This window comes from Cupriavidus sp. 05N39 (assembly GCF_056397325.1).
In genome coordinates, this window is record NZ_JBFTNE010000054.1 from 1 (window position 1) to 12,132 (window position 12,132).

The following is a 12,132-nucleotide window of genomic DNA, read 5'->3' on the forward strand; positions in this document are numbered from 1 at the left end:
CCGCGGCCGCGGCGCGCCTGCCGGCGGCGGCCAGCCGCGCGGCCGGGCACCGGCGGCGGAAGCCGGCGAGCGCCAGCAGCGTCCGGCCCGCGCCCCGCAAGGCCGTGGCCCGGCACCTGCCGACGGCGAACGCCGCGCGCCGCAGGCCCAGGGCCAGCGCGCTGGCCAGGGCAGCGGCCGTCCGGCCGCTGCCGGGCAAGGCAACCCGCGCAATGGCCAGGTGAACGGCAACCGCGCCGCCGGCAACGGCAATCGCAATGGTGATGTCGATGGCAACCGCGCCGCCGGCAACGGCAACGGCAACCGCAGCCGCGGTAGCGACGCCAACGGCAATCGCGCCGGCGGCGGCGCCAATGGCAACAGCCACGCAGCGCAGCCGCGCACCGGACAGGATGCCGCCCCGCGCGGCCGCCGTCCGGCGCCGCAAGCCGCGTTGCTGGGCGGCCAGCGCGCCAAGCCCACGCGCTGATCCACAGCGAGGCGGCCGCGCGCAATGTCCAGTCCAGGTCATGACCTTCCGGTTCCCGGCGATGACGGTGGCGTCCCGTATGCCACCCTCACGCCGGACCTGATGCTCGACGCCATGGAGGCCGCCGGTTTCGAACCCGACGGCCGCCTGCTGGCGCTCAATAGTTACGAGAACCGGGTCTGCCAGGTCGGGATCGAGGGCGGCGCGCCGGTGGTGGTCAAGTTCTACCGGCCTGGCCGCTGGAGCGACGCCGCCATCCTGGAAGAGCATGCCTTCGTGCAGCAACTGGCCGAGGCGGAGATTCCGGCGGTGCCGGCCATCGCGCGCGACGGCACCACGCTGCTGGCGCATGGCGGCTTTCGCTTTGCGGTGTTTCCCCGCTGTGGCGGGCGCGAGCCGGAACTGGACCGGGCCGATACGCTGACCTGGCTCGGGCGCTTTATCGGCCGCATCCATGCGGTCGGCGCCACGCGCCCTTACCAGGCGCGACCCACGATCGACGTGGAGAGCTTTGGCGTGGCCCCGCGCGACTGGCTGCTGGCGCAGGACTGCATTCCGGCGGAACTGCGCCCGGCCTGGCAGGCCGTCGCCGATCTGGCCATCGAGGGGGCGCGCCGCTGCTATGAGCGCGCCGGCGATGTGTCGCTGCTGCGCCTGCATGGCGATTGCCATCGCGGCAATGTGTTGTGGATCGAAGAGTCCCGGGCTGGCTCGCGCCCGCCCGGGCCGCATTTCGTCGACTTCGACGACAGCCGCATGGGGCCGGCGGTGCAGGATCTGTGGATGCTGCTGGAGGGCGATCGTGCCGCCATGCAGGGGCAGATGGCGGATATCCTGGCCGGGTATGAGGATTTCGCGGAGTTTCAGCCGCGGGAGCTTTATCTGGTTGAGGCGTTGCGGACGCTGCGGTTACTGCATTACAGCGCTTGGCTGGCGAGCCGGTGGCGGGATCCTGCTTTTCCGGCGGCGTTTCCGTGGTTTGGGAGTGCGCGGTATTGGCAGGATAGGATTCTGGAGTTGCGGGAGCAGGTGGCTTTGATGGATGAGGGGCCGCTTTGGCCGGTATGAGGGGTTTTGGGGGTTTGACTGCTTAACTTCAACGGCTTAAAGCCTTAAAGCCTTAAAGCCTTAAAGGCTTAAAGTCAAAGGCAGTTTCACCACCCCTGCGGGGCGGCGACCTACKTTCTTGTCTTKCCAAGAAAGTAGGCAAAGAAGGCGCGCCGGATGGGGCGACCCCCCCTCGTCGGCAGACAAAAAGAGCGGCCGGGACCCAAACTCGCATCGCCTTAAGGCGATACTCAAACATGGGTCCCTCTTTTCCGCTCTTTTTGCCTGCCGACGAGGCGCCCCATACGGCCTGGTACACCTTGACGGCTCGCTTCGCATCGCGGGTGGGTGTTTGCCGCCCCTCGGGCGGCAAACACGGATACACCGAATCTTTGATCGGGCGGTAGCGTTTTTATCCTCGACTCTTCGGCCTTTCGGGCCTTACTTCTTCCCCGGTGCTTTCACCAGCACTACCGGGCACGGCGCGTGCGCCAGCACGCGTCCCGCTACCGAGCCAATCACCGCATCGAAGAATGAGCCGCGTCCGTGCGTGCCCATGACGATGGCGCGCGCGTCCACGCTGGCGGCATAGGCGACGATGCGTTCCGGCGCGAAGCCGTGCAGTGCGTGCTGCTCGAAGGCGATGCCCGCGGCGGYGAGGATGTCCGCTACGGATTTCATGGCTTTCTCGCTTTCTTCCTGGTGCCAGGCGTCGATGGTGTCCTTGCTGACGAAGGCGCGCACCTGGCCGGTGACTTCGGGCGTCACATGGACCACGTGCACGGTAAAGCCGCTTTGCAGCAGCTTGCCCTCGACGATAAAGCGGGCGGCTGCGTCGGCAAAGGGCGAACCGTCGGTGGCGAGCACAATGTTGGTCATGGCGGCTATCTCCTGGTATGGCTGCAATCGTTGTTGGAAAGGGGCGGCGCCTGCATGTGTGTTGGGGGCGGCCACTGCGATCATCATGGCACCCGCGTGCCGGCCTTGCCAGGATCCAGATCAAATTGCGTGCATCTTTCCGCGCTTTGGCGATGTCGTTCCTTGCCGTTTTGACGGCTTCTTTGCACCGCGCCACGGGCATCTAAGCGCCTTTTTGATGTGCCGGAGCCTACCCTGCAGATAGGAAAACTCTACCGGTTGTTCCGGCTTGCCGCCATGTGGATCTACTATCGGTTGGCGATCGGCGCGCTCGCCGTGCTCGCGTTGATCGTGCTCTTTGTCAGGGAATTCGGGCTGGCCAGCGCCATCGCGCGCCGCGAGGAGGGCTTTGCGCGGGAGCCCGACGAGCAAGGTCCATGAGGGGGGGGGGCTGGCCCGTGGACAAGTTGCCGGCCGCGGTTCAGACTGCCGGTGCGCATGCAAACGGCAAAGGAGGGCAGCAAATGACGCAAGCCAGGCAAGATCCCACCGCTTATACGCAGACACCGGCTTTCGAAGCCGGCCGGGAGGTTCGTTCGGAGGTCATGGGGGCGCAATACGTGCAGCGCGCTTTCGAGGCCGCGCAGCAGCAGGGCGATGTCGGCCTGCAGCAACTTGTCACGGAATTCGCCTGGGGCACGGTGTGGACGCGCGAAGGGCTCGACCGCAAGCAGCGCAGCCTGGCCACGGTGTCGATGCTGATCGCGCTCAACCGGCCGCAGGAACTGACCGGGCATTTGCGCGGGGCGCTGGCCAATGGCGTGACGCCGCAGGAATTGCGCGAACTGGTGGTGCACAGCGCGGTGTACTGCGGCTTTCCGGCGGCGCTCGATGCGGGCCGAAAGCTGACGGATGTACTGGAGGCGGCTGGCGCGAAGGAATGAGGGGAGCTTGGTGGCGATCGCCCGCCGGGCTTGTCAGCGCTGCAGCGCCTGCGCCGCGAAACTCACGAGGTAGCCGCTGCCCAGGCAGGCGGCAATCCATCCGGCGAGGATCAGGGCAGTGTCTTTGATGGTCATGATGCGTTCCTGCTGTCTGTCAGTGCGTCCCGGACGGGGCGGTGCGCGCCGCACCGCCGTTGCCTTTCATACCGCGAAGCCGAACGGATAGTCCTGGAATACCGTGCGGGCGCCGTCGCTGAAGGCGTCGACCTTGCGCGCGCCGTTGGTGTAGGCGTCGGTGGCGCGGTGCACGTAGCCGTAGTCGTCCCCGGCGTGCGTGCCGGCGGCAAAGGCGGAGTTCAGCGAGAGCAGGGCGGTGCCGGCGATGGCGGCAGCGAGGAGCAGGCGGGCGGTGGTGACTTTCATGATCTATTTGTCTTGTTGAAATCGGGAGAACATGTTGCGTCTCCATGTGACAAAGGATAGATCTGGCACGGATCTGGCGCGCGGCCCTGTATCGTATTTAATGTTCAAATTTTTTGATTAATCGTCGCTTGCTGTTCCAGGCGTTCTGCCTGGCGGGCCGCAAAATCCTGCGCCGCGGCCAGCAGCCACGTACGCAGGCGCGACATGGCGTCGCTCACGGGCCGCGAGTCGGGCACGACGAGGTAGTAGGCGCGCTGCGAGCGCRTGGCTTGCGCCACCGGCATCACCAGCAGGCCCAGCGCCAGGTATTCCTCCACCAGGAAACGCGGCACCAGGCCGACGCCCAGCCTGGCGCGGGCGGCGCTGATCACCATGCTATGGTGGTCGTAGCGCGTGCCGCGCATGGCGTTGACGTCGCCGACGCCTGCGGCTTCCATCCAGTTCTTCCAGTCGAGCCGCCGCGTCGAGAGATGCAGCAGCGGCGCCTGCGCGATCCGCTCTGCGCTGACCGGCGCCTCGCCGGCGAAGAAGTCCGGATGGCAGATCGGCACGGATTCCTCGTCGAACAGGGGATCGGCGCGTCCGCCAGGGTAGTTGGCCTCGCCGTAGTGGATGGTGGCGTCATAGGGCGTGCCATCGAACAGGAATACATCCGCCTGCGCGCTGAAATTGACCACCACCTGCGGATGCTGCGCATAGAACGCGGGCAGCCGGGGAATCAGCCATTCCACCGCCAGTGTCGGCACGCACGCCAGTTCCACGATGCCGCCCGCGCCCTCGTGCGCCATGATGTCCAGCGTATCGCGCTGCAGCTTCTGCAGGCTTTCCCGCACCTGGTAGCCGTACAGGGAACCGGCCGGGGTGAGGCTGACGCGCTGGTTGGCGCGATGGAACAGCGCCACGCCGAGCTGGCTCTCCAGCGTGGCGATCTGGCGCGAGACGGCGCTCTCGCTCAGGCATAGCTCCGCCGCGGCGCGGCGCAGGTTCTGGTGGCGGGCGGCGGCTTCGAAGGCGCGCAGGCTGCTCAGGCTGGGAATGCGGGAGGCGCTCATGGTCTCAATGCGTTGGTGGGAATCCCCTGGCGGGAATGGGTTCTGCAACTTGATGTAAAAAAGTCATCATCCTATGCGTAAATCTCGCTTGATGTAAAAAAGTTGATGACTAAAAATGCCGATCTCCGGGAACCCAGCGTCCTGGGTTCCCGCGTCCCCCGCCCCCCGAGAGACGGACCACGAGAGGGGACATCACAACCATAAGGAAACGAGGAGACCGGCATGAATCGACTGCTTCGCATCATCGGCCATTGCGGCATTTCAATGGGCCTGCTCGCGGCGGCCACGGCCAGCGCGGAAGAATTCCCCAACAAGCCGGTGCGCATCATCGTGCCGTACCCGGCCGGCGGCACCACTGACATGGTGGCGCGCATGATCGGCGACCAGCTCACCGCGATGTGGAAGCAGCCGGTGCTGGTGGACAACCGTCCCGGCGCGGGCGGCATCGTGGGCACCGGCGTGGCGGCCAAGTCGCCGGCCGACGGCTATACGCTGCTGATGGGTTCGGTCGGCGAGTTCGGCATCAATCCCACGCTGTACAAGAAGCTGCCCTATGACGCCGCGGCGGATTTCACGCCGGTATCGCTGGTCGCCAAGGTGCCCAATGTAGTGGTGGTTTCGCCGGCGTTCGCCGAGCGCGCCCGCGTGCAGACGCTGGCGGAGTTCATCACCTACCTGAAGGCCAATCCCGGCAAGGTGAACATGGCTTCGGCAGGTAATGGCACCTCGACCCACCTGGCCGGCGAGTTGTTCCAGCGCATGACCGGCACGCAGATGAGCCACGTTGCCTACAAGGGCAGCAGCCCGGCGCTGGCCGACCTGATGGGCGGCAGCGTGGACGTGATGTTCGACAACCTGCCGGCGTCGATCCAGTTCGTCCGCTCGGGCAAGCTCAAGGCGCTGGCCGTGACCTCCGCCGGCCGTTCGGCGGCGCTGCCCAATGTGCCTACCGTGGCGGCGGCCGGTCCGGTCGAGGGCTTCGACGCCAGCCCGTGGTTCGGGCTGTTCGCCCCCAAGGGCCTGCCCGCCGCGCTGGCGCAGAAGATCAGCCGCGACCTGGCACGCGCCACCAGCGATCCGGCCATCCAGGCCAAGCTGCGCGAGCAGGGCGCCGAACTGGCGCCGAACACGCCCGAGGCATTCGCCGAGCTGGTCCGCAACGACCGCCGCAAGTGGGGCGAGATCGTCAAGCTGTCCGGCGCCACGGTCGACTGAGCGCGGCCGACGCCAGCCCCGCGCATGCTGCCGCGCGGGGCCGGCCAGATTTCTCGCAGTACGCCGCGCAGCCCCGCCTTTGCCTCTCTCCGCCAGCATCCCATGAGCACGCCAGTCCATCCGTACGCCTTCGCGCCCGCCATGCGGGAGCCGCAGGGCTCGCCCATCCGCGAACTGTTTCCCTATATGAGCCTGCCGGGCATGATCTCCTTCGCCGGCGGCTATCCCTCCCCGGCCAGCTTCGATGCCGGCGCGTTGCAGGACGCCGCGGCCAGGGTCATGGCCAGCGACCCGGCACAATGCCTGCAATACGGGCCGACCGAAGGCATGCCGGCGCTGCGTCGCGAGTTGTCGGCATTGATGGCCGGGCGCGGCGCCCCCCTGCCGCCCGAACAGATCGTGGTGACATCGGGCTCGCAGCAAGGGTTCGAGTTGCTGGTGCAGGCCTTCGTCGCGCCCGGTACGCCGGTGTGGGTGGAGACGCCGACCTATCCCGCCGCCGTGCAGGCGCTGCGGCTGGCCGGCGCCGCGGTGCGCGGCATCCCGTCCGACCAGGACGGGGTGTGCGTGCAGACCCTTGCCGCCATGTTGGCTGACTGCCGTGACGAGGAGCGGCCACGGCTGCTTTACCTGGTGCCCACTTTTGCCAACCCGAGCGGCCGCACGTTGGCGCTGGAGCGCCGCCGCGCGCTGCTGGCGCTCGCCGCGCAGCATCGCATCGTGGTGGTGGAGGACGATCCCTACGGCAGCCTGCGTTTCGACGGCGAGCCGCTGCCATCGCTGTTGTCGCTGGCCGCGCAAGACCCCGCGCTGACGCCCTGGGTGATTTACCTCGGCAGTTTTTCCAAGACCATGGCGCCCGGGCTCCGGCTGGGCTGGATGGCGGGGCCCGCCGAGATCCTGCGGCGTGCCGTGATCGCCAAGCAAGTGTCCGATCTCTGCACGTCGCCGTGGCTGCAACTGGCGATGGCCACCTGCCTGGCCGCTGGCCTGCTGGCCCGGCAGACCGCGCGCATCATCGACCTGTACCGCCACAAGCGCGACCTGATGGTGCGGGCGCTGGCCGATGCCTTTGGCCCCGCGCTGCGCGGCGAAACCCCGCAGGGCGGCATGTTCCTGTGGTGCGAGATCGAAGGCGTGGCCGATGCGGCGAGCCTGCTGCCGCATGCCATCGCGGCGCGGGTGATGTATGTGCCGGGCGCCAGCTTCAGCGTGGGCGGGCAGCGCTCGGGCGCGCTGCGGCTGTCGTTCGCCACGGCTTCGGATGAGCAGATCGTGCAAGGCGTGGAACGGCTGGCGCAAGCGGTGCGCGCCAGCCAGGGCGGCGCGGCGGGCTGAGCCGGTTCCGCCTATGGGATACTGGGGCGATCTTCCAGCCCCGGTATCCCCGCTCACCATGCCCGCTTCCTGGCCTCGCGACGCCTGGCCCCATTCCGGTTTCGACCCCGCCGCCCGCGACAGCGACGGCAAGTTGCTCCCCGGCGATCACTTGCTACGTACGTGGTGGCGCCGTCCCGAAGTGGCGCCGGTGGAGGCGTCGTGCGACGCCGAGCGCGCGCTRCACGCGGCGCTGATCGCGGATCCCCGGCGGCCGGTGGCCGCCGGGGAGATTGCCGCGCTGCAGGATGCCGATGCGCGCGAGAACTACGGCGTGGTGCTGGCCATGCGCGAGCGCCTGTTAGCGGCGCCCACCGTCGAGGCGGCTTACCTGGATATCTTTCGCCAGGGCAACGTGACCGTACCGCCGGTCTTTATCGACCAGCTCGCGCACCTGATCGTGCACGGCATCCTGCATGACAACCCCGACCCGATGGAATGGCGCGCGGCGGAACTGTTCTCCCGCGCGCAAAAAGTGTCGTTGCAGGAGGGCGCGGTCATGCTGGCCGATGCCGAAACGGTCGAACTGCACGCATCGGGGAGCGTCTACGGCGAACTGGGACGCTTGCTGGCGCAAGCGCAGATTCCCGCGCGCAAGGTCGAACTGGATGTGCTGGATCGCGACAACGCCCCGGCTTACTGGACCCGCAACGAACGCCGCGACACCGTGATCCGCTTCGCCAGCGGCAGCGCGGCGCTCGGGGCGTTCAGTCGCGTGCTCGCACGGTGGGTGCGGCACTTCTTCGGGGTGGAAGTGACGGTGATGCCCTTGAGCGCGATCGAGGACCGGCACTGGGCCTGGCACATCGGGCTGGACGCGCAGGCCACGCAGATCCTCAACGATCTGTACCGGGGGGAGGAACTGGAGCCGGAGCGGCAACGGCGCATCCTGTCGCTGTTCCGGCTGGATTTTGCCGATCCGTCCGTGGTCAGGCCGGACGTTGCCGGCCGCCCGGTCTATCTGGCCGCGGCGATGAACGAGGCCGGCGTCTTCAGGATGAAGCCGCAGAATCTGCTGCTGAATCTGCCGCTGGCCTCGGTGTCGTAGGCACTTGCCGCAATAGCAGCAGTGCCAGCAGAAGCAGCCATGTCCTCGCCATCAGCGGCGCCAGTCGCGATCACGGTCGCGCCATTCGTGCTCATGCTCATGGCGCTCGCGTTCGCGCCAGCGCTGCTCGCGCCATTCGCGTTCACGCCACTCGCGCTCGCCGCGGCCATAGTATCTGGGACCGTAGTAGCCAGGTCCCGCCACCACGACCGGCTGGGGCGCGACATATACCGGGGCTGCTTCGTAGACCGGCGCGGCGCGGTAGACCGGGGCCGGCTGGTAGACGGGAGCCGCCTGATAGACCGGAGCAGGGGCGACGAACACCGGGCCGGGCAGGCCGATGCCGATGTCCACGTCCACGCGCGCGAAGGCCGCGCCTGAAGCAAGGCCCGCGACAGCGGCAAAGGCGCAAAGGGTGGCAAGTTTCCGCACGGGTGACTCCGGTTAGTAGTTGCCGCCACTGTAATGCGGCGCGCCGTTGTCAGGTATTAGCGGGCCAATACAACTGTGTCTTCTTGTAACTCCGGTGGAAATCAAGCGCTGCGCCACGGCAGGCGCCGCCCCAGCCAGGGCGCCAGTGCGGAGGTTGCCACGCCCAGCGCGATCAGCGCGAGCCCGGCCGAGAGATCCGCCGAGATGCGCTCCTGGAACGCCACCGCCGACACCACCAGCCCGATCACCGGCACGCACAGCATGGCGATCGAGGTCGCGGCGGGCGGCAGGGTCTGCGTCATGTTGAGCACCACGATAAAGGTCAGCGCGGTGGCCAGCGGCCCGGTATAGAACAGCAGCGGCCAGATCTCGGGCATCGACAGGAAGTGCGGCGCGCCGTCGCGCAGCAGGGCCAGCAGCACCAGCGGCACCGAGGCGACCGCGGTCTCCCACGGGATCATGTCGGCGCCCAGCCGCACCGCGCGGTTCGCGCGCAACTGGATGATGCTGAGCGACCAGGCCAGCGACGCGCCGAGCAGCATCACCAGGCCCACAGCGGTATGCAGCTGCCAGTCGCGCAGCGCCGGCGCGATCATCAGCGCGATACCGGCATAGCTCAGGCCGGTGGCGATCCATTGCGGGCGCGACAGCCGCTCCTTGAGCACCAGCGACGACAGCGGAATCACCCAGACCGAGGTGGCATAGGCAATCACCGAGGCGCGGCCCGGCGGCACGTACTGCAGCGCCCACAGCGCCAGCGCGGTGAAGGCCGCCATCTGCAGCAGGCCCACGCCGATCACCAGCGGCCACTCCTGCCGCGTCGGCAGCCGCAGCCGGCGCAGGGCGCCCAGCACCAGGAAGCTGATCGCGGCGGCCGAGACAAAGCGCGCGGCGGCAAACCACAGCGGGCTGACGTGGGTCAGGCCCAGCTTCATGACCGGCCAGTTGCCGCCCCAGATCGCCACGGCGCAGGCGAGGGGAATAAACCGGCGCCATCCTTGTTGTGCTTGCATGCTTCTACTCGATTCCGTGACCAGATTGCCCCGCCGCCGCGGATGGGTGGGGGAGGCTGGAAAGTCTACGGTCTATTGCGCCGCAGCATAAACCGAAGCCAACTGCAAATCCCGCTCGCTGCGGCATAGAATGCTGCTATTCGAAAAAGCGGGAGCGCAACGTGCTGGACATTGACCTGGACGCCACGGATATCCGGATTCTCAACGAGCTGCAGCGAGACGCCAGCCTGACCAATGTGGAGCTGGCCAGCCGCGTCAGCCTGTCGCCCTCGCCGTGCCTGGCGCGGGTCAAGCAGCTGGAAAAACAGGGCGTGATCTCGCGCCGGGTGACGCTGCTGGATGCGCGCCGGCTCGGCCTGAAGGTGGTGGTGTTCATCCAGATCTCGCTGGACAAGCAGCGCCGCGAAACGCTCGATGCCTKCGAGCGGCGTATCACCACCTTGCCGCAGGTGATGGAGTGCTACCTGATGTCGGGCGATGCCGATTACCTGCTGCGCGTGGTGGTGGCCGACGTGGAAGCGCTGGAGCGGCTGATCATCGACCAGATCACGCGCATCCCCGGTGTGTCCAGCATCCGTTCGAGTTTTGCGCTCAAGCAGGTGCTGTACAGCACGGCATTGCCGCTGGGCTGAGGCGCTGGCTCAGGAGGACGCCCGCAGCGCTTCGCGCGCCGTGAGCGCCACCACGCTGTCGATGCGCGTGTCGGCACAGGCCACGGCGATGCCGTCGGACAGCAGGGGCGCGGCCAGCCGCGTCAGCACATTGCCGGGCGGCATTTCCACCGCCAGGCGCACGCCGCATTCGCGCGCCAGCAGCATGGTCTCGTGCCAGCGAACGGGCACGGCGAGGTTGCGCGCCAGGTCGGCGCCGATGCGGGCGGGGTCGCGCAACTCGCGCGCCGCGCTGGCGCTGAAGTAGCGCAGGCGCGGCCGGTCGAGGCGCACGTCGGCGAAGGCATGAACGAGCGCGTGCGCCGCGCCGTCGAGCAGGGCGCAGTGCGAAGGCACGCTGATGGCGATGGGTTTGGCCGCATGCGCGCCGCTGTCCAGCGCCAGTTCCGCGACGCGCGCCATGGCCGGTGCGGCACCCGCGATCACGAACTGGGCGGGCGCATTGAGGTTGGCCAGGTAGACCGGCGATCCCGGCCCGTGCACCTGCGCGATCACGCGCTCCAGCGGGCCAAGTTCCATGCCCAGGATCGCCGTCATGCCATAGCCGTCCGGATATGCCTGCTCCATCAGTTGGCCGCGCAGCGCCACCAGCCTGAGCGCATCAGCATAGTCCAGCACGCCCGCGCACACCGCGGCCGGGTAGGCGCCGATCGACAGGCCTGCCACCGCATCGGGTTTGGCGCCCTCGGCAAGCAGGCAGCGCGCCATCGCCACGCCGGCGATCAGCAGGCTGAGCTGCACGGCCACGGTGGAGGCGAGTTCGGCCGCACTGTCGAGCGCGAGCGCATCGCGCCCGAGTGCGTCGCTGGCTTCGTCGAGCGCGGCGCGCACCGCCGGATGAGCGGGCAGCGCGTGCAGCATGCCGGGACGCTGGGCGCCCTGGCCGGGGAAGGTGAACAGCGTGCTCATGGCGTGCTGCAAATCAGGGGGTGCCATGGATCGTTGCTCATGACGGGACCGTTCGCCGTCTTGAGCAGCACGCGGCCTCCCGTGCGTGCGCGTTCGCGCAGCGCAAAGGCGCCGAAGGGCGTGGACACCTGGATATCGATGCGGACATCGGTAGCGTCGAGCAGGGCGGCGAGCGCCCGTTCGGTGCCCGTGGCAAGCGGCACGGTGGCGGTGACGAGCAGATCGAGATCGCTGCCGGCATGCAGCACATCGATGCCGGAGGCGAGCGTGAAGCCGGTTCCGCCCGTCACGCCCCAGTTCACCTGCGCATCGTCCAGCAGCGGCGCCACGCGAGCGAGCGCGGCCAGCGCCGGCAATTCCCGGCGGCGTGGATGGTCCCGCCAGCGCGCCTGCCGCGCGATCATGCCCGGCGTCACCACGCGCGCCACTTGCGTATCGGGCAGCCACGCCGCGTGGCGCTGCGCGCGCGTGGTGCCGCGCAGCCCGACCGGGACGCGGGCACCGTCAAGGCGGTCGCGCCGCACGACAAGCGGCGCACGCGCCAGCCATTCGACCGTCGCCCAGGCAGGCAGCGCATTGGCACCGGCGAAGGCCTGCGGGTCGGTGAGCCACAGCAGGTCGTGTGGCAGCAGCGTGCGTGCGGTCATGTCATTGCCCTGCGGCGCGGCATGCCA

Annotated in this window: 14 protein-coding genes and 1 pseudogene; 8 read left to right on the plus strand and 7 right to left on the minus strand. The window is 68.3% G+C overall.

Going from position 1 to position 12,132, the window contains the following annotated elements; all coding sequences use genetic code 11:
- Together AC1DN0_RS24015 and AC1DN0_RS24020 are read left to right on the plus strand one after the other, a co-directional pair.
- Nucleotides 1–469, plus strand: a pseudogene (locus tag AC1DN0_RS24015) (hypothetical protein); the annotation flags it as partial.
- A 24-nt stretch (nt 470–493) separates the two neighbouring features.
- Nucleotides 494–1,537, plus strand: a complete 1,044-nt coding sequence (locus tag AC1DN0_RS24020; RefSeq protein WP_441637730.1) for a serine/threonine protein kinase — start codon at nt 494–496, stop codon at nt 1,535–1,537.
- Nucleotides 1,538–1,957: 420 nt separating this feature from the next.
- Here the strand turns inward: AC1DN0_RS24020 and AC1DN0_RS24025 are convergent, their stop codons facing one another.
- Nucleotides 1,958–2,395: a universal stress protein gene (locus AC1DN0_RS24025; RefSeq protein WP_477146060.1), complete on the minus strand. Its 438-nt coding sequence runs from the start codon at nt 2,393–2,395 to the stop codon at nt 1,958–1,960.
- 276 nt (nt 2,396–2,671) lie between these two features.
- On the opposite strand from AC1DN0_RS24025, the gene AC1DN0_RS24030 reads away from it, so the two are divergent.
- On the plus strand, nt 2,672–2,815 hold the full coding sequence (locus tag AC1DN0_RS24030) for a hypothetical protein (RefSeq protein WP_441636669.1): 144 nt from the start codon (nt 2,672–2,674) through the stop codon (nt 2,813–2,815).
- An 83-nt stretch (nt 2,816–2,898) separates the two neighbouring features.
- The gene (locus AC1DN0_RS24035; protein WP_441636667.1) at nt 2,899–3,318 is read left to right on the plus strand and encodes a carboxymuconolactone decarboxylase family protein; all 420 of its coding nucleotides are present in this window, start codon (nt 2,899–2,901) and stop codon (nt 3,316–3,318) included.
- Between the two features lie 201 nt (nt 3,319–3,519).
- On the opposite strand, the gene AC1DN0_RS24040 is transcribed toward AC1DN0_RS24035, so the two are convergent.
- Complete coding sequence (locus tag AC1DN0_RS24040; protein ID WP_441636665.1) at nt 3,520–3,741, minus strand: hypothetical protein; 222 nt, start codon at nt 3,739–3,741, stop codon at nt 3,520–3,522.
- A gap of 104 nt (nt 3,742–3,845) precedes the next feature.
- On the minus strand, nt 3,846–4,793 hold the full coding sequence (locus tag AC1DN0_RS24045; protein ID WP_477146061.1) for a LysR substrate-binding domain-containing protein: 948 nt from the start codon (nt 4,791–4,793) through the stop codon (nt 3,846–3,848).
- A gap of 264 nt (nt 4,794–5,057) precedes the next feature.
- Between AC1DN0_RS24045 and AC1DN0_RS24050 the strand changes: the two genes are divergently transcribed.
- From AC1DN0_RS24050 to AC1DN0_RS24060, 3 genes are all read left to right on the plus strand, one after another.
- On the plus strand, nt 5,058–6,008 hold the full coding sequence (locus AC1DN0_RS24050) for a Bug family tripartite tricarboxylate transporter substrate binding protein (protein ID WP_276290381.1): 951 nt from the start codon (nt 5,058–5,060) through the stop codon (nt 6,006–6,008).
- A 102-nt stretch (nt 6,009–6,110) separates the two neighbouring features.
- Nucleotides 6,111–7,346: an aminotransferase-like domain-containing protein gene (locus AC1DN0_RS24055; protein ID WP_441636661.1), complete on the plus strand. Its 1,236-nt coding sequence runs from the start codon at nt 6,111–6,113 to the stop codon at nt 7,344–7,346.
- A gap of 58 nt (nt 7,347–7,404) precedes the next feature.
- Nucleotides 7,405–8,433: a DUF6352 family protein gene (locus tag AC1DN0_RS24060; RefSeq protein WP_441636659.1), complete on the plus strand. Its 1,029-nt coding sequence runs from the start codon at nt 7,405–7,407 to the stop codon at nt 8,431–8,433.
- Nucleotides 8,434–8,484: 51 nt separating this feature from the next.
- On the opposite strand, the gene AC1DN0_RS24065 is transcribed toward AC1DN0_RS24060, so the two are convergent.
- A complete protein-coding gene (locus AC1DN0_RS24065; RefSeq protein ID WP_035869463.1) occupies nt 8,485–8,865 on the minus strand; it encodes a hypothetical protein in 381 nt (126 codons plus the stop codon).
- A gap of 101 nt (nt 8,866–8,966) precedes the next feature.
- Entirely contained in the window at nt 8,967–9,878 is a 912-nt protein-coding gene (locus AC1DN0_RS24070) for a DMT family transporter (RefSeq protein WP_035869461.1), read from the minus strand.
- 161 nt (nt 9,879–10,039) lie between these two features.
- Here AC1DN0_RS24070 and AC1DN0_RS24075 point away from each other — a divergent pair, with 161 nt between their 5' ends.
- Nucleotides 10,040–10,510, plus strand: a complete 471-nt coding sequence (locus AC1DN0_RS24075; RefSeq protein ID WP_477146062.1) for an Lrp/AsnC family transcriptional regulator — start codon at nt 10,040–10,042, stop codon at nt 10,508–10,510.
- A gap of 9 nt (nt 10,511–10,519) precedes the next feature.
- Here AC1DN0_RS24075 and mdcH read toward each other — a convergent pair whose 3' ends face one another.
- Both mdcH and AC1DN0_RS24085 read right to left on the minus strand, forming a co-directional pair.
- Entirely contained in the window at nt 10,520–11,458 is a 939-nt protein-coding gene (gene mdcH, locus AC1DN0_RS24080) for a malonate decarboxylase subunit epsilon (RefSeq protein ID WP_441636671.1), read from the minus strand.
- The gene (locus AC1DN0_RS24085; protein ID WP_477103294.1) at nt 11,455–12,105 is read right to left on the minus strand and encodes a malonate decarboxylase holo-ACP synthase; all 651 of its coding nucleotides are present in this window, start codon (nt 12,103–12,105) and stop codon (nt 11,455–11,457) included. Before AC1DN0_RS24085 ends, mdcH begins: the two co-directional genes overlap by 4 nt.
- Nucleotides 12,106–12,132 lie beyond the last annotated feature (27 nt).

Excerpts from the sequence above, each read along its gene's own strand:
- AC1DN0_RS24035 (WP_441636667.1), top strand. The coding sequence starts at position 2,899 with ATGACGCAAGCCAGGCAAGATCCCACCGCTTATACGCAGACACCGGCT.
- AC1DN0_RS24050 (WP_276290381.1), top strand. The coding sequence starts at position 5,058 with ATGGGCCTGCTCGCGGCGGCCACGGCCAGCGCGGAAGAATTCCCCAAC.
- mdcH (WP_441636671.1), bottom strand. The coding sequence starts at position 11,458 with ATGAGCACGCTGTTCACCTTCCCCGGCCAGGGCGCCCAGCGTCCCGGC.
- AC1DN0_RS24085 (WP_477103294.1), bottom strand. The coding sequence starts at position 12,105 with ATGACCGCACGCACGCTGCTGCCACACGACCTGCTGTGGCTCACCGAC.
- AC1DN0_RS24040 (WP_441636665.1), bottom strand. The coding sequence starts at position 3,741 with ATGAAAGTCACCACCGCCCGCCTGCTCCTCGCTGCCGCCATCGCCGGC.
- AC1DN0_RS24070 (WP_035869461.1), bottom strand. The coding sequence starts at position 9,878 with ATGCAAGCACAACAAGGATGGCGCCGGTTTATTCCCCTCGCCTGCGCC.
- AC1DN0_RS24055 (WP_441636661.1), top strand. The coding sequence starts at position 6,111 with ATGAGCACGCCAGTCCATCCGTACGCCTTCGCGCCCGCCATGCGGGAG.
- AC1DN0_RS24030 (WP_441636669.1), top strand. The coding sequence starts at position 2,672 with ATGTGGATCTACTATCGGTTGGCGATCGGCGCGCTCGCCGTGCTCGCG.
- AC1DN0_RS24020 (WP_441637730.1), top strand. The coding sequence starts at position 494 with ATGTCCAGTCCAGGTCATGACCTTCCGGTTCCCGGCGATGACGGTGGC.